This is a genomic window from Streptomyces sp. HUAS CB01 (assembly GCF_030406905.1).
Lineage (GTDB): Bacteria > Actinomycetota > Actinomycetes > Streptomycetales > Streptomycetaceae > Streptomyces > Streptomyces chengbuensis.
The window spans coordinates 6,690,564-6,711,851 of record NZ_CP129137.1 but is presented as its reverse complement, the minus strand read 5'-3'; the positions used below and the strand labels follow the sequence as shown (position 1 = coordinate 6,711,851).

The 21,288-nt window shown below is 67.5% G+C and carries 15 protein-coding genes and 2 pseudogenes; 12 read left to right on the top strand and 5 right to left on the bottom strand.

The window, feature by feature from the left end; all coding sequences use genetic code 11:
• Nucleotides 1–51: 51 nt before the first annotated feature.
• The 5 genes from QRN89_RS29465 (at nt 52) to QRN89_RS29445 (ending at nt 5,215) form a co-directional block, all read left to right on the top strand.
• The gene (locus QRN89_RS29465) at nt 52–1,041 is read left to right on the top strand and encodes a replication-relaxation family protein (protein ID WP_290352456.1); all 990 of its coding nucleotides are present in this window, start codon (nt 52–54) and stop codon (nt 1,039–1,041) included.
• A complete protein-coding gene (locus QRN89_RS29460) occupies nt 1,038–1,988 on the top strand; it encodes a C40 family peptidase (protein ID WP_290352455.1) in 951 nt (316 codons plus the stop codon). The genes QRN89_RS29465 and QRN89_RS29460 overlap by 4 nt, the downstream gene beginning before the upstream one ends.
• The gene (locus QRN89_RS29455; protein WP_290352454.1) at nt 1,985–2,776 is read left to right on the top strand and encodes an extensin; all 792 of its coding nucleotides are present in this window, start codon (nt 1,985–1,987) and stop codon (nt 2,774–2,776) included. Before QRN89_RS29460 ends, QRN89_RS29455 begins: the two co-directional genes overlap by 4 nt.
• 240 nt (nt 2,777–3,016) lie before the next feature.
• Nucleotides 3,017–3,769 carry a helix-turn-helix domain-containing protein gene (locus tag QRN89_RS29450; protein ID WP_290352453.1) on the top strand — a complete coding sequence of 251 codons (753 nt, stop codon included), beginning with the start codon at nt 3,017–3,019 and terminating at the stop codon, nt 3,767–3,769.
• Between the two features lie 768 nt (nt 3,770–4,537).
• Nucleotides 4,538–5,215, top strand: coding sequence for an HNH endonuclease family protein (locus tag QRN89_RS29445; RefSeq protein ID WP_290352452.1), 678 nt, complete (start codon nt 4,538–4,540; stop codon nt 5,213–5,215).
• Nucleotides 5,216–5,816: 601 nt separating this feature from the next.
• On the opposite strand, the gene QRN89_RS29440 is transcribed toward QRN89_RS29445, so the two are convergent.
• From QRN89_RS29440 to QRN89_RS29425, 4 genes are all read right to left on the bottom strand, one after another.
• Nucleotides 5,817–6,290, bottom strand: a complete 474-nt coding sequence (locus QRN89_RS29440; protein WP_290352451.1) for a hypothetical protein — start codon at nt 6,288–6,290, stop codon at nt 5,817–5,819.
• A gap of 82 nt (nt 6,291–6,372) precedes the next feature.
• Nucleotides 6,373–8,166, bottom strand: a complete 1,794-nt coding sequence (locus QRN89_RS29435) for a hypothetical protein (protein WP_290352449.1) — start codon at nt 8,164–8,166, stop codon at nt 6,373–6,375.
• Between the two features lie 80 nt (nt 8,167–8,246).
• Nucleotides 8,247–9,434, bottom strand: coding sequence for an AAA family ATPase (locus tag QRN89_RS29430; RefSeq protein ID WP_435833276.1), 1,188 nt, complete (start codon nt 9,432–9,434; stop codon nt 8,247–8,249).
• 971 nt (nt 9,435–10,405) lie between these two features.
• Nucleotides 10,406–13,711 (bottom strand): type ISP restriction/modification enzyme, encoded by a 3,306-nt coding sequence (locus QRN89_RS29425; protein WP_290352448.1) that lies wholly within the window; start codon nt 13,709–13,711, stop codon nt 10,406–10,408.
• A gap of 458 nt (nt 13,712–14,169) precedes the next feature.
• Between QRN89_RS29425 and QRN89_RS29420 the strand changes: the two genes are divergently transcribed.
• The 7 genes and pseudogenes from QRN89_RS29420 (at nt 14,170) to QRN89_RS29390 (ending at nt 19,989) form a co-directional block, all read left to right on the top strand.
• Nucleotides 14,170–14,646 carry a P-loop NTPase family protein gene (locus tag QRN89_RS29420; protein WP_290352447.1) on the top strand — a complete coding sequence of 159 codons (477 nt, stop codon included), beginning with the start codon at nt 14,170–14,172 and terminating at the stop codon, nt 14,644–14,646.
• Between the two features lie 185 nt (nt 14,647–14,831).
• Nucleotides 14,832–14,909 (top strand): annotated as a pseudogene (locus tag QRN89_RS29415) (GNAT family N-acetyltransferase); the annotation flags it as partial.
• Between the two features lie 184 nt (nt 14,910–15,093).
• Nucleotides 15,094–15,228 (top strand): hypothetical protein, encoded by a 135-nt coding sequence (locus QRN89_RS29410; RefSeq protein WP_290352446.1) that lies wholly within the window; start codon nt 15,094–15,096, stop codon nt 15,226–15,228.
• 39 nt (nt 15,229–15,267) lie between these two features.
• Nucleotides 15,268–16,137, top strand: a complete 870-nt coding sequence (locus QRN89_RS29405; RefSeq protein WP_290352445.1) for a nucleic acid/nucleotide deaminase domain-containing protein — start codon at nt 15,268–15,270, stop codon at nt 16,135–16,137.
• 95 nt (nt 16,138–16,232) lie between these two features.
• Nucleotides 16,233–17,774: a WD40 repeat domain-containing protein gene (locus QRN89_RS29400; protein ID WP_290352444.1), complete on the top strand. Its 1,542-nt coding sequence runs from the start codon at nt 16,233–16,235 to the stop codon at nt 17,772–17,774.
• Between the two features lie 100 nt (nt 17,775–17,874).
• Nucleotides 17,875–19,392: a nucleic acid/nucleotide deaminase domain-containing protein gene (locus QRN89_RS29395; RefSeq protein ID WP_290352443.1), complete on the top strand. Its 1,518-nt coding sequence runs from the start codon at nt 17,875–17,877 to the stop codon at nt 19,390–19,392.
• A 42-nt stretch (nt 19,393–19,434) separates the two neighbouring features.
• Nucleotides 19,435–19,989, top strand: coding sequence for an SUKH-4 family immunity protein (locus QRN89_RS29390; RefSeq protein WP_290352442.1), 555 nt, complete (start codon nt 19,435–19,437; stop codon nt 19,987–19,989).
• 339 nt (nt 19,990–20,328) lie between these two features.
• Here QRN89_RS29390 and QRN89_RS35880 read toward each other — a convergent pair.
• Nucleotides 20,329–21,252: pseudogene (locus QRN89_RS35880) on the bottom strand (IS701 family transposase); the annotation flags it as partial.
• Between the last annotated feature and the right edge of the window lie 36 nt (nt 21,253–21,288).

Genomic DNA, 21,288 nt, shown 5'->3' with positions numbered 1-21,288 from the left:
CCGGTCTTCCTTATCTCTTCAGTTCCGACACCTCATCGGGGGTGAACTCCCATGCCCGCACTGCCCCGCCCCGCCTCAGGGCCCGGCTCCCGCTACACCGCACGCGCCGCCACCACCCGGCGCCGCCACCACACCCGGCCCGTGGAGGTGGCCGCGCTGGCCCGCCACCTCACCGCCCGGGACCAGTGGCTGGCGCGCATGCTCCACGAGCACCGCGTCCTGACCAGCCACCACATCCGCCACCTCGCCTTCACCACCCTCCGCTCCGCCCAGCGACGACTGCGCGCCCTCCACCAGTACGGCGTCCTGGACTCCTTCCGCCCGCTCGTGCAGTCCGGGTCGGCACCCGAGCACTACACCCTCGGCCCGGCCGGAGCAGCCCTCCTCGCCGCCTGGGCCGGCTGCGAACCGGCAGACGTGGGCTGGCGGCCCACCCACACCGGCCGCATCGCCTACTCCCCCTCCCTCGGCCACGACCTCGGCGTCAACGAACTCCTCGTCCGCCTCGCCGCCCACTCCCGCACCCACCCCGACACCCGGCTGGGACTGTGGCTCTCGGAACGGTCCTGCGCACGCCGCTGGGGAGACATCGTCCGCCCCGACGCCTACGCCCACTGGCGCGACGGCACGCACTGCCTGCCGTTCTTCCTCGAATACGACACCGGCAGCCAAACCCTGGGCCGTGTCGAGGCGAAGCTCCCCGGCTACGCCGCCTTCGTCACCGCCACCAGCACCCGGCCCGCGCTGCTCATCCACACCCGCACCGAATCCCGCGCCCAGGCCCTGCGCCGCCACCTCGCGGCCCCCGCCCGCGGCCTCGGCCTCACCATCGCCACCTCCTCCGCGGACTTCACCACCACCTCCCCGTGGGGCCCGTGGTGGTGCCCGCTCACCAACGACACCCGGCGCACCACCCTCGCCGGTCTCGCAGCCCTCTGGCCCCACCTCACTTCGGCCGGAGGCCTGGAACCCACCGACGCCGACACACCCCTCACCCTCCCCGTCCCCCCGCTCCCGCCCACCGGCGGGGAGGCGGAATGACGGCCCTGCTGGCCAAGACGATCGGCGGCATCGGCTGCACCGTCCTCGCCCTCCCCCTGCTCGCGGCCGCCGCCGTCGCCGGAGCCCTGACCCACTCCCCCGCGTCGCAGGCCAACACCCTGGTCGCCAGCGGCTACGCGCGCTCCGACATCCCACCCCGCATGCTCGCCCTCTACCAACGGGGGGCGCGCGAGTGTCCTGGCCTTGCCTGGACCGTCCTCGCCGCCATCGGCAAGGTCGAGACGAATCACGGCCGCCACCCCACGATGATCTCCTCCGCCGGTGCCGTCGGCCCCATGCAGTTCCTGCCGTCCACGTTCAAGGCCTACGCCCACCCCGTCCCACCCGGCGGGAAGAACCCGCCCACCCCCTGGGACCCCGTCGACGCGGTCCACGCCGCCGCCCGCCTCCTGTGCGCCAACGGCGCCCGCGACGGCCGTAACCTCCGACGGGCGATCTGGCACTACAACCACTCCACCGCCTACGTGAACCAGGTCCTCAAGATCGCCGACCAGTACGCCGCAGCCGACCGATCCGTCTCCGCCTCACCGACCGGCGCCGCCCGCACAGCGATCGCCTTCGCCCGCGCCCAGATCGGCACCCCCTACGTCTGGGGAGGCGACGGCCCCGCAGAAGGCGGCTACGACTGCTCCGGCCTCACCCAGGCCGCCTACCGATCAGCCGGCATCCCCATCCCCCGCGTCGCACAGGACCAGTTCAACGCAGGCCCCCGCCTGCCCCGCGGCAGCCGCCCCCAACCCGGCGACCTCCTCTTCTACGGCGACAGCCCCCACCACATCACCCACGTCGCCCTCTACATCGGCAACGGCCGCATCATCGAAGCACCCCGTCCCGGCACCACCGTGCGGGAATCACCGGCCGGCACCAACTCCCCCACCTACCAAGGAGCCACCAGGCCGGCGGCCAGGAGCAGCGGACACCGGTGAAACAGATCGCCGCCCGCGAAGCCATCAGCCTGCTCAAGACCATGACCCGCGTGCTGTGCACGGTCGGGATCCTCGCCCTGATCTTCACCACCGTCAACGTCACCCGCTTCGCCACCAGCCGCGACGTCCCGCTCCCCATCGCCATCCTCCTCGACCCGATGATCGGCACCGCCCTCGCCGGCGTCCTCTACGTCGACGCCCGCCTGGCCTCATGGGGCGTCAGCCCACCCGCCTGGTCCACCACGCTGCGCTGGGGAGCCGGGTGCACCGCAGCCCTCATGAACTCCTGGGAAAGCCTCTGGCCCGACGGCCAGATCGGCTGGCCCCGCCGAGCCGACCCCGCAGCGGTCCTCCTCCACCTCGCCCCCGCCCTCCTCCTGATCGCACTCACCGAGACGATCGCCGCCTACCGGCGCACCGTCACCGACCTCCTGGACCGGATCGACACCGACCATCGGACGGAACACGACACCGCCACCGCTCAAGAGGCCACCCGCCCGCTCACCGACGGGGACACCGCACCGACCGCCGACAGCAGCGGCCCGGACGCCGATGCACGCGTCACTGACCCGCCCGATCGCGACCCGGCAGACGTCGACCGCGACGTGTGGACGCGCGCGATCGAACTGGACGATCGGACCCGCGCTGCGACAGGAACGCCGGTCACTGTCTGGCGGCTGCGTCAGGAGCTGAGGATCGGCCCGCGCCGAGCGGCCCGGATCCACGAGCGGCTCGCCGACCGCCGGCCGATCGGCACCCACCGGCCACCGACCGACCGGCCGCTCTGACACCGCACCACACCGATCGGCTGAGCGGCGCTTGACTTCATACCCGCGCCCGAGCGTCCATGGTCGTGGCCGACCCACAGAGCCGATCACGCACCGCCGCGATCACCCCGCTCCGACGGCCACATCCGCCCGGGACACCCGCGATGCGCACGCGCCCGGCGACACCAGCAGCCCATAACGGGCCGCACCCCGGCCGGGGACCTCACCCCTTCTTCCACCACCAGGAGACGAGGCCCCACCATGTCCGACACCAAAGCCACCGACCAACTGACAGGACTGGCCCCCTACATCCTCACCGTCTACACCCAACTGGTCACCTTCACCGAACCGGCCACCATCGACGACATCGCCCACGCCGCCGGAACCGCACGCTCCAGCACGTTCAAAGCCCTCACCGCACTCGAGAAGCGCGGCCTCGCCTTCCGCGACCGCGGCGCCAAGAACGGCCCCAACCGCCGCCCCGACCTCTGGCGCGCCCCCCACACCCAACCCACCGCCCCCGAGCCCGAAGAGCCTCCCACCAAGGAGGAAGTAGCCCAGCCCACGCCAGACTCAGAGACCGTCAGCGGTACGGCCGCCGACACCCCAGAGCAGGCGGAGTATGCACCGGAGTCGGAAGAAGCGCCCGCGGACGAACCCAGGAAGAACTGCGACAGCCCCGCGCCCGACCAGGCAGCCGAAACCGCAGCCCTCGCAGTGCCCCTGCCCGCCCAGCGCACCGAATCCGCGAGCCCTCCCAGGCCCGCGCCCATGACCGCCACCGCAGGCGGGACCAAGCGCCTCGCCCCAGGCGGCCTCCGCCAACTCGTGACCGACCACCTCAACGCCCATCCCGGAGAGGCCTTCACCGCAACCCGGATCAGCCGGGTGATCGACCGCTCATCCGGCGCCATCGCCAACGCCCTCGTCACCCTCGCCAAGCAAGGCGTCGCCGAACAGGTCACCGAACGGCCCCGCACGTACCGAGCGACACCACCGCGACAGGCCGAATAGCTTCCAACCATGCCCGGGGCGGCCCCAGCCAGAAGCAGGGACCGCCCCACCTCATGGCGCACGTCGACTGTCCCGGGCTCCACGCTCAGGGGCGTACGACCGCCGCCGGCCTCCCCTTGAAACCGGTGCCCGGACCGCCCATGCGCGGCCGGGCACCGCCGCATGACTCGAACACGGTGCGCCGCGGCGCCCACGAACAGGCTCAATGCATCGCGGTGCGATACCCCAAAGGTGATCCGCACGTTGAGTTGCTGTGAGCGAAATCGAGACTCAAAGCTTGGTTCGGATCGACATCACCGCGGACACCTTGGTGGCAGCCGAGCTGGCGACTGAAGGAATCTGCGGCCTGTGGCTCGCCAGCCCGTCACCACCTCGCCCTGTACCAGGCGAAGGCGTACGGGTCACGATTCACGCGGACATCAGCGGCCGCCCAGAGGACGGCGGCTTCGCACTCCCCACATGCCCGCACCTCGGCAACGGGTGACCTGGCCGGCTCCGACGCCGCGTAGACCGTCCCCCGACTGGGCAGCCGGGGGTAGCGCGAGGCTGGTGGGAAGACTTCCGGCCTGGGCGGCTGGTACTTCGGCGCGCCAGACCGGATCGAATGTTGGCATGTCCTTGAGGACTTCGGCTCGAACCGGAGCTCCGTGTCGGCCGTGCACGTGAGGCGCTCCTGGAGACGTCTTCTCCGGTGAATGTGGTTGCCGTCGGAGTGAAGCCAGGAGCTCTCACCTCGGACGGCTCGAGTGATCCGCTACAACATGGGTTATGAAAACCATGATCATGCGGGCTGCCGTCGCGCTGACGGCTGGGCTTGCCCTGGCCACCCTGTCGACAACTGCGCACGCCGAGGGCCCAGAAAGGGCACCCGTACTCTTTCAGCTCCAGGTCGGAGTCTCGGCGCTGCAGCTCGCGACCGAGGATCGTACGGGGTACAAGCGGACCAGCTTCAAGCACTGGAACGCGGGAGCGAATCCGTCCGATGGCTGCAACACCCGTCAGGAGGTACTGATCGCCGAAGCTGTGGAGCTTGCGGCCATCGGGCCTGGGTGCACCCTGACCGGCGGGACGTGGCTTTCGTACTACGACGACCGGCTGGTGACTCCGGCCGGCTCACTCGATATCGACCACGTGGTCCCGCTGGCCGAGGCCTGGGACTCCGGCGCGTCAAGCTGGACTGCCGCAAGGCGGGAGGCCTACGCCAACGATCTCGGCCAGGGCACCTCGCTCGTGGCCGTCACCGCAAAGTCGAACCGATCAAAGGCCGACCAGGACCCGGCGGAATGGCTCCCGACGTCTCCACAGGCCTGGTGCCGTTACGGTGCGGAGTGGACCGCGACGAAGCTCCGATGGGGCCTTGCAGTCGACGAAGCCGAGCGCGCCCAGCTGCTTGAGATCGCGGCCGGCTGCAAGGAGACCATCGCCAGTTTCACCCCGGCACCGTAGGGCGAGGGCTCGAAGGCGATCACCGTCGGGGGTCCGGGCTGAACCTCCGTTGCCCGGCCCCACGCGACCAAGCAGGATCAACGATCAGCCAGCGACATGGAGACGCAATCTGTACTTCTCCAGCGGTCCGAACGGCTCAGGCGAGTATCCAGGCTCTTCAGCGTCCGCCACATCCGGCGTGGCCGCAGCCTCCGCAGAAGCTTCCCCGATTGCACGCGCACGGGCATCTGCCTCGGCCTGGCGCGAAATCGGTGCGTTGCTGCGGTGCGCCGCGGAGGGGTGTCTCTTCAGGTGTCCAAGGGCGCTGGGCGTGGTTGGAGGCGTCGCTGACGGTCCCATAGCGGGCTGCTGGGGTGCTTCGTTCGCTGTCGGCGTGTGGGGCGTGGGGTTCTGCCCCTGTCGAGTCGGCGTGCGGGGATGGCTCGTTGCTGGGGCCCGTAGCGGTAGGTGCAGTGCTGTCTGTGGGTCCAGACACCGGGCTGGGCCGACTGTTGTGGAGCATGCGAGCCTTCTCCGTTCGTCGGGGGCGAGTGCCTGGTGGTGTGTGTCCTGGAGTGGTCAACGCTCGTGGCGGTGGTGGTGGGTTGCGTCCGGATGGGGGTTAGTGGTCGCCGAAGCGGCAGGCTCGGGTGTGGGCGGGGTCAGTGGCGAAGGTGTCGGGGAGTGCGTCGGGTTTCTCGAGGGTCGCGCGGCTGAGGGGTGCCTGGGCGAGATGGGCGCCGAAGTCAGCGAGATGGCGGACTTCGGCGAGGGGGACTTGGCCGGCGCATTCAGGGCAGGTGCCGAGGAGTTCGAAGGGCTCGTCGTCGTAGTGCGGGTTTCGGGCGAGGAAGGTGTGGCTCTCGGCCGTGTCGGGGCAGGTGGCGGTGGCGATGACCGGTTCGCCAGGGTGGGTGCGACGGCGGAGGGAATCGGGTGCGGTGGTGATGTGGTCGAGTCCGATGCCGAGGATGGCGGCGAGGCGTACGGCGGTGCGGGCGTGATCCTCGCCGCGGTAGGGCCCGTAGGGGCTGAGTGCGGTGGTGGTCCGGATGAAGGCGGCGGCTGCCTGAGCGCGTTCGGTGAGTGACGTCATGGCTGTAGTCCTCCGTGGGATTCGGGCTGTGCCCGCCTGGGCCGTCCCGGCTGGTCGGGATGGCCCCAGGCGGGCGGGCGGGTCAGGGATGGGTGATGGCGAGGGCTGTCGTGGCGGCTTTGCCGATGGCAGCGGCGGCTTGGGCGGGGTCGCTGAGTTCGAGCAGGGCGCTGCCGGGCAGTGGCTGGGGGTCAGGGTCGAAGGCGAGCCAGAGGACCGCGCATCCGGCGGCTCGGAGTGTGGTGATGCGTCCGGTGGCCCTTGTGGCTTCTTGGGGGAGGTAGCGGCCGTCGGAGGCGATGACGAGGAGGCGGCCGGTTCCGGGGGCGTTGAGGTCGAGTGCGGCGGTGAGTGCGTCGCAGGCTTCTGCGAGGCTGTGGCCGCCGCCACTGGCGTCGAACTGAGTGACGTTGGTGGGGGCCTTGCCGGGGGTGGTGATCGCGGTGAGTGTGGCGCGGTAGGCGATGGTTGCCGTGCGGGAGTCGGGGTCGGTGAGGGCGGCGGCCTTGGCCACGATCCAGGCGGCCGAGGCGATCGGGGCGGTGGCCCGGTGCATGGAGCCGGAGACGTCGACGGCGATGCCGACCCGCAGGGGCGGGGTGGGGCCTTGTCGCCGCTGGGTGTGTGTCCAGGGCTGGGCGGTGGGGATGGATCCGGCGGCCTTCTGGGCGTCGTAGGCGAGGGCTCCCCGCATATTGAGGCGTCCGGGCGGCGTGGCGGAGGTGCTGACGGTGACGGTGCGTTCGCGGTAGGCGGCGGTGCGCAGTGCGCGTGCGAGTTGTCCGGCGGCTGACTTCTCGGCGGCTGTGGGCGGGCGGGTGCCGATGACCGGGGTGATGGTTCGGCGGCGCCTGCTCTGTTGGCCTTCGGGCAGGTAGGGCTTGGCACTGGAGTTGAACACCTTCTCGGCTGTTCTGGCTGCCTGCCGCGCCTGCGCGGCCTGTTCGGCCTTGGCCTGTTTACGCGTTCGGGCTGCGGTCTCGGCCTTGTTGTTGACCTCGATGGTGCTGGTCACCTGGGCGATGGCTCCGGCGAGTTCGCCTTTGAGGCCGGTCGGGTCGGGTGCGGGCTCGTGGCCGGTCGGTTCGGTGCCGAGGGCTGTGCACCAGGCTGCGGCGTGGGCGAGCATGCCCTGCTGGTCTTCGTCGCCGGTGTAGTGGGCGGCTTTCCAGATGTCGGCGAGGGTGGCGAGGAGGTCCGGCCCCAGGACTTTGCTGACGGTCTCCTGCAGGGGTTCGGTTTCCTCGTCGGTGAGGATTCCGGCGTCGCGCCTCGCGAGGATCAGTCCGGCGGCTGTGGCCGCGCGCCATGTGTCGGTGACCGTCTCGGGGCTGCAGTTCTCCATGACCAGGCTTGTCACGGCAGCGCGGAGCCAGCGTCGGTCGTCGGGGCGCCGGTTGAGGTGTGCGTGTTCGGCGCGGGACTCCTCGAGGATTTCGGCAGCCGCTCCCTGGGCGGTGCGGTGTAGGGCGGGTGGGGTGGTCCACCGGCTGTGGGCGGCGTGGGCGGCTTCGTGGGTGAAGGCGCCCCAGACTTCTGGGTAGTTCTCCTCGTCGCCGGTCCGGGCGGGGTTGATGGCTGTGGGGTGGGTGGGTGCGAAAAGGTTCGCGTCCACCTCCAGCTGGGCGGTGACGGGGTAGAAGGCGGCCGGGGCTCCGGAGCGGGTGCCGGGTTGGCACGTGACGATCACGTCGTCACGTCCGGCGAGTTCGGGGAGTCGGGCGGTGAGGGCGGCGCTGATCCGGAGCCAGTGTGCGGCGCGCGTGCCGAGGCGGGGCTCGTAGGCGGGGCCGCCGTCGTCTTCCCAGCGGGCCAGGGCTTCCGAGTCATCGCTCGCTGCTGGGGGGTGGGGCATCAGGTGGCTGAGGGCAGGCATGGGATGGGTCCTTCCGCAGGCTGGGGTGGAGGGCGGGCTCGGGGCCCGGCCCCGGATCGGCCCCGGGGCCGGGCCGGGGGTCAGAGTTGGCGGCCGAGGGCGAGGGCTGTGACGGTTCGGCCGGTGGCTTTGGTGACGATCTCCGCGACCGTGTCCCGGTCCTCGAGGGGCGCGATGCCGACCAGGTTCGCGAAGGCGGCTTCTTCGCCGAGTACGTCGGTGATCTTCTGGAAGGCGATCAGTTCGCGTAGTTGGGGGGCCCAGCCGGTGTCCCCGGCCTGCTGGAGGGTGGCCAGGTTCCGTGCGATCCGTACTGCGGTGCGGTTGATCTTCAGGGCGGCTGCGAGGTCGTAGTCGGAGCCGACCTGGATCTGCATGCTGAACCGGCTGGCGAGGGCCTCGGTCAGTACGGCACCGTGGACGCCGGGGTTGTGACCGGCGATCACGTAGAAACCTTCGGTTGCGGTGATCGTCTCGCCCTTGTGTGCCTTGACCTGGATCTGCCTGCGGCCGTCCATGGCCGGGTACAGGGCTGCCAGGACTTTCGGGGAGATCAGGGTCGCGTCGTCGAGGAGGAGCGCCCGGCCTTCCTGCATGGCGGTGATCAGTGGACCGTAGACGAACTCGTAACCCCCCTTGGTGTTCTGGGTGTATTCCCCGATGAGGTCACCGACGGTGGTGTCCCCGTCCCCGGCGACGGTGATCAGGTCGGAGAAGGCGGCCTCGATCAGGGAGGTCTTTCCGGTGCCCGGCGGCCCGTACAGGAGCACCGGCACGTTCGCGTCCCGCAGTCGCTGCAGGGCTTCCACGTCGGGGAGGTTGGCGAGGGAACGGGGGTGGTAGTGCTGGCCGTTCGGGCGGCTGACGGGCTGCGGGCGGCCCGACGGGGCGGTGGTGAGGGACTGCGGGGCCGCAGCTGGTCGGGGCACTGAGGGTGTGGGGCTCGGGGTGTTGGGCAGTGTGGAGCTGGTCCGGGCAGCGTGGGCGGTGGCGGTGTTCGCCTGGTACATGCGTGGTTTGATCCCCTGCCGCACTGCCTCGCCCCGGTGCAGGAGGGTCTCGCAGGCATTGCCAACTGCGCCGCCCGAGTGCCCCAGCGTCTTGGCGAGGTCCGTGACCGTGAACCAAGCGGTCGGGTTCGCCGACATGATCTGGGCGACGGCCGCCCGGAGTTCCCCGGGGCGGGCCTTCCCACCCGCTCCTGCCTGCGGGACCGAGGACGGCTGGGAGGTCGTGGGCGAGCTGGGCGGGGCAGGGGTGGAACTCATGTGTCTCAAGCCTTTCTCGGCGCCGGGCCCGCTTTTCGATACCATGGACCCGCACCCCATTTTTGGGCGCACTTGTCCCGCGATTCGAATTCGGGCAGATTTCCCTCGATTTCCTTCTTCCCGCACTTCCGGGAACAATTCAAATATAGCTCGACACGAACACATCCAGGGCTGACAAATAGGCTTGGAATTGCTGGAATTCTCGTGAATTCACGACGGGAATTCAGAGAAATGCAATGTGGCACGACACAAGGTGTCGTGCATCCCGCCGCGCACAACGGATCGGCAGGCTCAGCCGTGCGCAGTCGCGGCGGCACCGGCGTGGGACTTCAGGCCAGATGCGTGCACGCCGGTCCTCCTATAGCAGGCAGGTGCCATCGCCCCTCGGGGCAGAAGCCGGCCAGGCCGGGGAAACGGAATGAAGAAGGACGCGAGTAGAGATGCAGATACCACGAGGGCGCTGCGACGAGTCGCCTCACGAAGCCGGCGGGGCGGCAGTCAGTAGATCGGGATGCATAGAGCACCGATTTACAGTCGGCCCCGCTAGCTGCTGGCTCGCAGACCGCATGGCCTGCGGCAATGAGGGGACGGGGGCGTCGCATCCAAGGACGACCGTAGAAGCGACGCTCGAAACGACCACCGGGACGACAGACGAATCTCCTTGAAGAATCGAAGGACGTCACGCGCTCGAAAGCGCTGCCACCGATTCTTCTCGGTGCACGCCAAGATTGCCCCCTCAGCTTCGCGACAGTGCCCCGGGGGCAGGCGGCGCTGCCCTGCCTGTTGCGCCAGGGGCGGACGCCCGATGGGAAGGGCTGGAGGGACAGACCTATCCGTGTCGAGCGTGCCCAGTACGGGCGTCACCGGGATCCGGATCGTTGACCTGGTCCCGCTCACGCCGCCGACTCTGTTCCGCGGTCCGAAGCTGAACTGCTGATCCGAACCTGACCGCCACCCGAGCCCTCCCAGGTTCACGGAGCGGGAATTCTTTCACCCCGAGCAGTACGCTTGACGGAACCCCTTGTGTGGTGTGGGACAGGAAGGACACCTCCGTCCGACAGGTCCCGCACAGAGATGAGAGGGCCAGAGCACACCGCATCCAGCAGTTCTCGTTGAGCAGGTTCCTCTTGCACCAGCAGTCCGAGGATGTTGAGCAGCGTGAGCAGCTCTGTCGTCCACTCGGGAGACCATCTGCGGGCCACCACATGGTCGAGTTCTAGTCGTCGCTTACCTGCCGGCTCCTTCCGGCGATAGCCAAACCACTTGTCCAGGACGTTCATCCCGGAGACCTGATAGCGCCTGGTGGATGGCGGAACCGGCGCGATGCATCCCGATCCGATCCATAGCCGTTGCTCCTCCGGCTCGTATCGGAGGGCCTGCGGCATCCCTTCCTCGGTGTCGGGTATCTCCACGACACAGCGGGGACGTCCCGACGGAAGTCGCAGCATGTCGCGCGGACGACTGTCGGTGTGGTCCGCGAAGCGGTCTCCGTACGTATGCAGCCACAGCACGTGGCGGCCGATGCGAACCGCGCGGTTCCACAGATGAACATCATCAGTCAGCGGCACTCGGACGCCAGGGTCCTCGAGGTTCTCCCGGAACCGCTCGGTATAAGCGGGATGCGAGACAAGCCCAGCGACGTAGGCCAGGAACTCTTCGGGCGTTACCCGCGTGGCAAGTCGTTGTGAGAGCACCTGCAGGAGGACGGGGGCGATGTTGGGGAACTCGCCCTGCGCATCGCGGTAGAGCGGCCGGACACAGCCGCTGCGTCCGTTGAAGTAGTCCATGTCCGGGATCAGTGCACTGAACACGAGGGCCGGTCCGTTGATGACAGGGTGGGCGTTCTGTTCCACGGTGAACACCTGATGGTCGCCCCGAACGCGCCAAAGATCGGGCCGGGCGACGACCATCAGGCGGTGGTCCGGCATGACCACCTGCCGGTCGAAGGACCGGTACCCGATCTGGACAGGATCGGGCTGAAGACGCCGCTCCTGTCGTAACGGAGTTGCGTCATACCCGGTCGTGCCGGCAAGAGGCTCCACTCGGCTGTCGATCGTGCGGTCCCTGGCCTCTCCGAAGAGTCTCCTGCGCTCGGACGCGTCGGCGCTGAGGAAGATCCGCCATCGCTTGTGGAGGGTCGCCTCATCTGGTGCGTAGACCCAGACCCGGCCGGGCGTCACCCCGCGCGATGACCACGGCATCAGGTCTCTGAGAAGGGGTGCGCTCATCCACAGGTCGTCTCCTTCAGGGAGGAAGGGGTCCGTGTCCCCTGTGGCGCAATCCCGCCACTCCGGATCGTCGAGGGTCACCTCGAGCAAGCGCTGGGCCTTTTCGTTTCGATGCCCGTGCACTTTCAGGTGGTGTACGAGAGCACTGCCTTCGCGACGGTCGCCTCGTCGACGCACGAATACTGCGATGCACAACTCCTGGGCAACGTCTGGGAAGAGACGGTTCGCCACGGCGGATCGTTGACCTTCGGGCGAGAGGTCGATGACCCACCCTTCGTCGGCCACTGTACGCAGGTAGCGGCGCATGCCGGCGAAGGCGCGGCTCTTCAGCCAGGCTTTCGGCGTTATGTAGGCAACCACACCGAACGGTGCGTCCTCATGGGCGTCGAAGACCTTCCAGGTCGCCCAGCGCCAGAAGAAGACGTGGAGGTTGGAGAGCTTCGACTCGTAGGTACCGTTCCCGGCCAACCGGAAGGCGTCGAGCGGTGGTGCCTCGCCGACGTTCGGATCGCCTGCCTCGATCCATTTTCCCGCGCCTTGAGTAACGGCATCGTGGGGTGGATTGCCGATGACTACCATGACACGCTCGTCTCGCTTGACTTTGTTGGCTTGTCGGCGGGACTCGGCGAGAGGGCGGTAGGTGTGGGGGATCCAGTTGAATTCGGCCCTCGGGTTGTCGAGGGTGTCAGCTACCAGGAGGCGCAGTCCTTGCCTCGGTGCAGCGGATCCGTAATCTTTCAACAGCGCGTGCATCCGGAGATCCGCCACGGCGTACGGGCCGATTTGCCGCTCGAAGCCAACGATTCGCTGGCCAACCATCTGTCGAAGCCTCGGCCCGAGTGCGCCGGCCCCTTCCTCTTCGGTAATGGTGGCTGCTGCCCGTCTGAGGATCGACAGCAGGAAGGTGCCCGTTCCCATGGCAGGGTCGACGACGACCACTTCTGATGACGCAAACCCGGTCTGGATCCCGAAGGACCTCTTCAATATCGCCTCGGTGAGGCGAACCATGGCATCCACCACACCGTGCGGTGTGTAGTAGGAGCCGGTGCGCACACGAAGCTCACGATCGTAGATCTGCAGGAAGTCCTCGTACAGCAGGAGGTACGAGTCGCCGGAACCGTCGTCGAGGCGGCTCCACTCGACTGCGCCTACCACCCGCAGCAGCGTGTCGAGGGTTGTGCGTAGGCCTGTGGTCGCCGACTCCTCGGTGAGGACATCGAGTGCCTTCCCCATCAGGGAGTGCCGCTTGCCCAGTTTGGTAGCGATGGCGTGGACAGATTCGCCCTCAAAGGCGATGCCCTCGACCCTTGCAAGCAAGAGGGCAAACACCACTGTCTGACCGAACTGTTCGACGAACTCGTCGTCGGTAGTCTCAGGAAAGAGGAGTCGTCGCCACTCTTCGGCTATCTCTGTGAAGATCCGCCGGCGTCTGCCGGCCTTCTCCTGGGCCATCGACTCGGCCACCTCGTCGCACAGGAGGCGGCAGAGGCCGGCCACGGATCGAACCAGCTGCGTAGTCGTGCGGGGGGGCTTGGGCTGCCACGTGAGAAAGTCGTGGAGCAGCCTGGCGAGCGCCCCTCCGTCCGGCGTGAGCCGGGCCCCCGATGTGAGGACTGAACCCTTCATCTGGGCAAGCGACCCACTGAGCTGCCCGCTACGGTACAGCGCGAACTCGTCCCCATCGCAGTACAGGACGTTGGGCAGCAGCCGTAGCTTCTCCCACTGGGCAGCGCTCTCCCCGGTGTACAGGGAGGGGTCAGCTCCACGGCCCGGCTTCTTCAGTTCTATGTAGCCGACGAGGACTCCGTCGACCGACACCGCGTAGTCGGGCCTTGCTCTCAGGTCTACGAGCGGGACTTCACCCGCCAGTGTGACGGTGAACCCGAGGCGTCGCCCGACGGACCGTATCAACGTCTCCAGCGGGCCGCGAAGTTGATCCTCCTGCCAGCCGCCGCCTTTCAGCTTCGGTGTGACCTCGGCCCCAAATGCGGAAACTGCTATTCGCACGGCTTCTTCGTAGGTGCCGCGCCTCCTTGCTCGTACCACCATGCCGCCCCCTGATGGTCAAGCGGCCGACGGCACTCGTGCGGACCTCACGGCCGCACCTTGCTCTCGAACACGCCGGGGCACTCGCCCCGACACCTCTCTCTTACCGAATGTAAACAGCCGAACGCTGATTGTGAAGGGTGCGTCACCAGCGTTCGCCTGGCGAAGCGTCCTCGTTCTCTCATCCCGGTAGCGGGCGGCACTGGTCGCGGGCTTGTCGATTGCATCGAGGTTCGGTGCAGCACGCGAGCCTGGACACGACCATCGGCCCCGTAGCTGTGGAATGGGCAGCAGCCTCATCGACCTGACTGCCCGGGTTATGGCTCCTGGGCCATCCGAACGTGTCCGACCGGACGGTCCGACCGGGCACCCGAACGCCTCTACGCTGGAGCACCTTGAAGAAGGTCGCCGCCGTCGGCAGCGGAGGCAGCGGCAAGTCGTAACTGGCACGCGAGCTGGGCATGATTCTCGACGCCCCGGTCACGCACCTGGACGCCGCGTTCTACGACGACGGGAACACGCTGGCCACGGAGGAGTTCCCCGCCCTGCAGCGAGACCCGGTCGCGCAGTCGAAGTGGGTGATCGACTGGAACTACAACTCGACGCTGCAGATCCGGCTCGAAGCCTGCGACACGGTAGTCCTGAAGGACGTCTCGACCGTGGCCGCGCTGTACGGGATCTTCTCCCGACAGATCCGGCACGGTGATGGGCACAAGAGCTACGGAGTGCACAACTGCATCCACTGGGACGTAACCAAGTACGTGGCGACGTGCCGCCGCAAGAAGCGCCCCCGTGTCATTGCCAAGATCGAGGAATTCGCCTCGGGCCGTGCCGACGTGGTCCTGCTGTCCAACCGGAGGCAGACGCGCCGCCGGCTGCGACTGATCGCCCCCGAGCAGCGCCGCACTCCGAGCCGCCGGGGGAGGGGCGCTGCATGACCGGCAGGAGGCTATACACGACTGGCCGACAGTACCCGCCGCGTCGGAATCCGCCCACACGGCCGAGCTGGCCATCAGCGGACTGTCACGAATGGGGTCCGATACGCCACTCATCACCCGATCGGCGTCGTGGCACGGCTCTCCGACACGCTTCTGCGGGTAGAGGCCACCGACGCTAGCCCAGGATCTGGCTCTACACGGTGATGGTGCATCCCCGACACCAGGGCAGGGGCTACGGCCAGGACCTAATCGCCGAGGCCGCCGGCCCGCACGCGGGATGAGCCTGATCGCCCGCGCGGTCGTGCCCGACTTGCTGGCCGGGCGGTCGCCGGATCGGAGACCGCCGCATAGAGCAGCACTTCAAGGTGTACGAGGCCTTCGGCGCTGGCGTCCGCGTGAACGACCACGGGTACGTTGTCGAAGCGGGGAGTGCGGTCCGTGGCAGGCATGGTGTCGCTAATTCTGCTGTTCTCCTCGCCCGGGGAGGCGATCGCCGCGGTGCTGCGCGTCGTAGTCACGGATACTCCACTGCAGCTGGGGCAGCCGGACCGCGGCGAGGGCACGAACCGCTCGATTGGATAGGCTCCTTGAGATCAACCAGCTACGGGGAGGCGTTCGTCCATGCCAGATCAGACTCCGGATTCAGTCACCGAGCACTTCGGGCCGGACGGGATGCGGCGACTGACTCTGTCGAGTCTTGGTGCTGCCGTACAAGATGACGTGCGTGCTGTTCTGGAGCAGGTCGGCGTGCCCTTGAGTGTGACTCCGTATTTTAGGGCTGCGGCCGAATCGGACGGTTTGACCTTGGGCCTGCACGCCGGGCATCACGGGCTGCGTTGCGGCGAGTCGCAGGCGGCCTGGGTGCGCGTCGGTACGGACGGCCTGGCCCACATGGCAGTCAGCGCGGACGGTGTGGTGCAGGCGGTCTTCATGGACCGTGTGGAGCCGAGCATGTTCGTGAACTCGACCGTATCGGCGTTCGGTCAGTGCCTGGCAGTCCTGGACCGGCGCTTGGGGGTGATCGCTGCCTCGACGGATCTTGCCGGTGGGGCGGCCGCGTTCCGAGAACTCAACGCAGAGCTGCGCCTCATCGACCCCGGCGCGTTCGAAGGGCGCGAATACTGGTGGCCGCGGGTACTGGACGATGTACGCCACGCGCTCAACATTGGCTTCTCTGCGGCGATCGAATACGTGGATGCGAGCGGGCAGAAGCACATCGTCACGGACGCGACCGGTCCGGGGAAACTGCATCCGGAAGAGCTGATCTGGCATCAGCTCAAGGATGCTGGCGTCGATGGGCAGCAGGTCAGGCGTGTGTACTGCGAGTTGCAGGCGTGCATGATGCCCGGGCACTACTGCGCCGCGTGGATGGCGATGGAGTTCCCCAACGCGCAGTTCACGCATAGCTTCGACTACGGGGATACGGCTGAGTCCCGAGAGGAAGGACTCAAAGGGTTGATCCGGTATACGGCGGAACAGGCGTCCCGGTGACCTCGGCTGTGTGGTCACCGCCTCCAGCGGGGCGCGAGCCTGCCGGTGCGGCGATCCTGGGATGGCTGCGTGACCCGCATGCCCCGCGCATCTGCGTGATCAGCGGTGATGAGGATTGCGGCAAGTCGATGTTCTTGTCGTGGCTCGTTGAGCAAGCCACGCAGCCGAATGTCAGGGTTGAGCGCCGCGTCCACGGACTCGTTCCCCTGGCCGGGCATTCGGCCTTAACGGCCTCTTGGCTGCTGGCCGAGCAGTTGGGCTCGGCAGCGCGCACGCCTGGCGATCTGATCGCCACAATGGCTGCTGACAGGCGCCGCACCGTGATCGTCTTGCCCGACTTGCATCACTCGGCCGCACCTGAGGCGATAGAGGGGCTGATCCGTGCTCTGGCCCGGTTGGAGCACGTTCGCCTGATCGTCGAGACCCGTGAGATATCCGCGGAGCTGTCGGCCCTGGCCCCGGCTGTGATGGATCTGGGCGCCGCCCAGTGGCGCGACGAGAAGCGCTACGCGGTGTGGGCGGCGTCTGCACCGTCTCCAGAGCCGGACACGCTGCCTGGCAATCATCAGGCTGCTCCTAATCTTGATGATCCCAGCTCGGTGTGCCGCATTGATCCGTTGCAGGTCACGGCCTTTTACGAAGTTGCCGAGGGCTCTCACGGAGGTTTGCGTGCCGCGTGGCTGCGTGCCGGCGGCGCCTTGACGCGTCCCTGTCCTCCACACGAGAGGGCCTTGGTGCTGTGGACAGCCCTTGGCGATGACGCTGATCCACGGTTGGCGGACGAACTGCGGACCCTATCCCACGGTGCGGGATGGACAGTGCGCTGGAAGCGGGTGCGCGGCGACATCCGTCCGCCGTGGCCCGGGCCCGCCTTGTCGCTGGGAATGGGCGTCGGTAAGACATCAGGCAGCGCCGCGGTAGTCGACCATCAGGGCATCGTCCGTCTCATCACGGCAGAAAGCGGCCAGGCACAAAGTCGCCTACCGCAAGCGGCCCCAGGGGCCACCGCAGTGGCCCTCGGAAGGGACGGAAGCGTGGCTGTCTTGGACCGCCACGGGCACCTGACGCTCCAACAGAGTCCGACCGTTCCGCGCTCCACGGGCATCGCCGGCCTGCTGGAGACCGAAGCAAAGCCCTTCGAACGGCTCGCTGCCACCGTCGAAGTCTCCGCTACCGCCATCGCTTGTGTCGGTGACGCCTTGGTATATGGGGACGGCGCCGGCGCGGTGCGTGTGGCGACGCTGGTCGGCGACACCACAAATGTCGCCCACGAGGTGCTGCACACGGGTGCGGTAGCGGCCCTGGCCGGGATTCAACTGGCTGAGGGAGCCATTCTCGTCTACAGCGGAGGTCAGGACGGTCGCGTGCGTATGTGGGCTCCTGACCGGGCTCCGCTGACTACTGCGGTGCGCGAGAGGGACTGCGCCGTGACAGCTCTGTCCGCTTCCCAGACATCAGATGGGCCCGTGCTGGTGATCGGCTGGGATGACGGACTGTTGGAGTACTTGGCTGTGGGTGCCGAGCCCGCTGAGCGGTTCTTCCGTCCTGGGGCGCCCGTGCGATCAGTGGCGGCATTGGCAGACGGCGACGTCTTGGTGGGGACCGACGAGATGTTGGTGTGCCTCACACCGTCCTGAGGCCGGTGAGGTGGCTTGATGTGATGCCACGCGCGTTGACGTGGCGTCACGTTATGGCCTACGCAGGGAAGACTGCTGTGTCACGGGGGAGATGAAACGCGTGGGCAAGACGCTGCCGGATGAGCTCGTAGAGGTTCTTGACCTTGTTGGCGTCGCCTGGCCGAACATAGACGAGGACGAGGTCCGGAGCACGGCCAAGGACTATCGACACCTTGCCGAGGGCATCAACGATGCGATCACGCAGGGCAATCGGGCCTGCGCTCACATCGTCAGCGGCAAGAGCAAGGGCAAGACGGTTCAGGCCATCGACCGGCGCTGGGGGAAGCTGAGCACCAAAGATCTCAAAACCTTCTCCAAAGCCCTGGACGACCTGGCGGACGCTCTCGACGACTGCGCAGGTTTCATCGAGGGCTGCAAGATCGCCTGCATCACCGAACTGGGTGCGACAGCGGCCACCGCCACCGCCGGCGTGATCGGCATGTTCTTCACCGCCGGTCTCAGCGGCCTACTGAGCGCTGCCGCGATCGCTGCGTGCCGGATCGCCCTGCACGAGGCGATCGACTACGCAATCGGCCAGATCACGGAGGTTGTGACCGACAAGATCGAGGCAAAGATCCTCGGGAAGATCGAAGGCCTGTTCACCGACGTGCTCGACGCCCACGACGACGGCAAAGCGGGGAGCTACCTGTCCGGAACGGCCGACATGGCCACGGACTTGGCGATCGAGTTCGACGACTTCGACAAGGCCTCTGGCGGCTACGACGAGACCAAGCGAGACTTCGACAAGAAGAAGTCACTGCACAAGGCCGGCGGCGGCAATCGGCGCGGCTCGGTGAAGAAGGACAGCCGCTTTCACAAGCTCGCCACCGTCATGGACAAGGCTGAGGACGCCGTCGACAAGAAGGCCGACGAAACCGTTCACGTGCTCGAGAAGCACGGAGCCGACATCGACAAGGCAAAGAAGGAACACAAGAAGAACGACAAGAAGACCAAGGAAGACATCGACGCCTGCAAGGACGTCCGCACCTACCTACTGGACGCCGACGGAACGGTGCGGCGCCTGGAGGCTGACGGCGATCTGAAGGCGCTCGACAGCACGGACAAGCAGCGATTGGACGGTATCCTCGACGACGGCAAGGCATACCGGCCCTCCACCCGGGCGGAACGTGAAGCGCTCAGCGTCGCGGACACGCACACGACGAAGGTGCAGTCGACCAAGGTCGACCCCTACACCGATGAGCTTGGTCAGGCCACGCAGTTGGCCCGGTACGCCCGCAACGACTACAACGGGAACAACTACGCCGCCGGGCGCTACATCGACCCCGACGGGCGCGGAGAGAGCATTCTGGTCGGCTACTCCGAGAAGAGCCTGCACTCAGAACGGTCGATCGGCTACCCCCTCCTGAACAACGGCAAACAGGACGGATTGAAAGAAGTATTCACAGAACGAGAGCCATGCCAGAAACGCCCCCGTTGCGACGCATGGTTGGACAAATACTTCAAGGAAGCCGATACCGTCCATCACACCAACACCTATGACCAGAATGTCAGTCGACACAAACGCGACATCGAACACCAAAAGTACATGGAGGAGCTGAAAGCTCACCACGGCCGGTAGAATCGATAACCAGCCACCCTCACACAATGCAAAGGCTTCAGCATGAACTTCGTCGTGTCCCCGGACGAGGTGCGCACCGCGTTCGGACTGACGGGTGTCGTCTACTTCCCCCGCTACAGCAATCCGCACCACCGGATGAACGACCGCGCCGCACTCTTGCTGAGCAGCATCGGCCTCCCGGACACCGAATGGTTCATGTCCAGGGCCAGCCTCCGCGCGGACGACTCCATCAACCTCAACGAGTGGTACGCCAACAAGGGAACAGTACCCAAGGAGTGCCACGACTGGCTGGTGCTCGGCATGTTCGCCGACACCACCCTCGCGCTGGCCCCGGTCACGGGCACGGTCTACGCCCTCGGTGACGGAGAAGGCCACCTCATCTATACGGCGATCCACCGCGACGTCGAATCGCTCGTCTACTCCCTGACCAAGTTCCAGCTCCTTCAGCAGGAGCTGGAAGACGGTGACTGCGATGATGCGGAGGACCGCGTCGACGCACTCCGCACCGCGATCACTGCATTCGACCCTCTCCCCTTTGCGGATGAGGAATCGCAGTGGCACCTGACCTTCGAAGAAGTCATCGACGGCATTTGGTAGCAGCAGCACGAACTGCGAAGCGTGGTCCCCACGGTGAACGCCGCATCGACGTCGCCTGTGGTCGTGCCGTGCTTCCTCACGCCTTTCCGTCGCGGCGCAGTCCGGATAATGTTTGCTGAGGAAGCCGGCGAATTCGTCTCGCCGACAGACGATTGCGTCGAGGAAGAGCGGGCCAGGGCCTGGCCCTGCTCGATCCAGTCCTCAACTCGGGCGAGTTCCGGAGCTCACCGTCGATCTCCGCCCGCCGGTCGGCCAGCCGCCGCGGCGATACCCCCTGCAACGCCGAGTACGGTCAGGTCAGCGACGAACGCCTCAACCACCGCTCCGGGACGGTCACGCGATCCGATCGCTACTACGGGCAGGCTGATGCGGGTCGGCGGCCGTTCGGGGGCCGCGTCGGCGGCGAGGGCGGCCAGGAAGGCCAGGGCGAGCATGGCGAGCGTGATGTGCCGGTGCCATGAGGTCCAGTGCCTGACCTGGTAGTGGTCGAGTCCGACGTGGCCCTTGGAGTCCTGGAAGCACTCCTCGATGCTCCAGCGGACACCGCGACGCGGACCAGCTCCGACACGGGCATTTGGGTGGGTGACCAGCACAGATAGAAGGCGAGTTCGCCGGTCGATCGGTTGCGTCGGACGAGCAGGTGCCGATGTGGATCCAGGCCCAGTCGTAGTATCGCGGCCCTTTGCGCCGTTTCCGGCGCTGCGCCGCTGCCAGGCCGTGGCGGGCAGACGACCGGCGCCAGTGTCCGCGGACGGGAGTGCGGCCGTGGTTGATTGTCATCCGCGTCGAGCAGGCGACGGCCAAAACGTAGCCGATGCCGCGTGCCTCGAGGGCAGCGCGGAGGTGAGGATCCTGTCCGTAGGCTCCGTCGCCGGTCACCCAGGAGGCGCCGAATCCGGCGTCCAGCGCGGCTTCGATCATCTCCCCGGTCAGACGGGGTTTGGTGGCGAACTCCACCGCCTCGGGTATCCCGTCCGTGTCGCGAGGACCGGCCCTTCTTCAAGAAGCCGGTCTCGTCGACGACGAGAATGCCACCGTCGGTGCCGAGGTGTTCGGCGGCGTAGGCACGCAGGTCGTCGCGGACGGCGTCGGCGTCCCAGCGGGCGCCGCGCACAGGCGCTGCATCGGCCCGGGCCGCGTATGGCCCGCCTGTTCAGCCAGCTGCCAGCAGTTCTTCCGTTGCAATCCGACAGCAGCCCGAACAGGTAGGAGCGGGCAGCGGCCCGGGGCTCAACCGCCTAGCCAGCCCGCGATCCGAGCCACGACCTGGTCGAACATCGCCCGCCAGCGGGCAGGGGA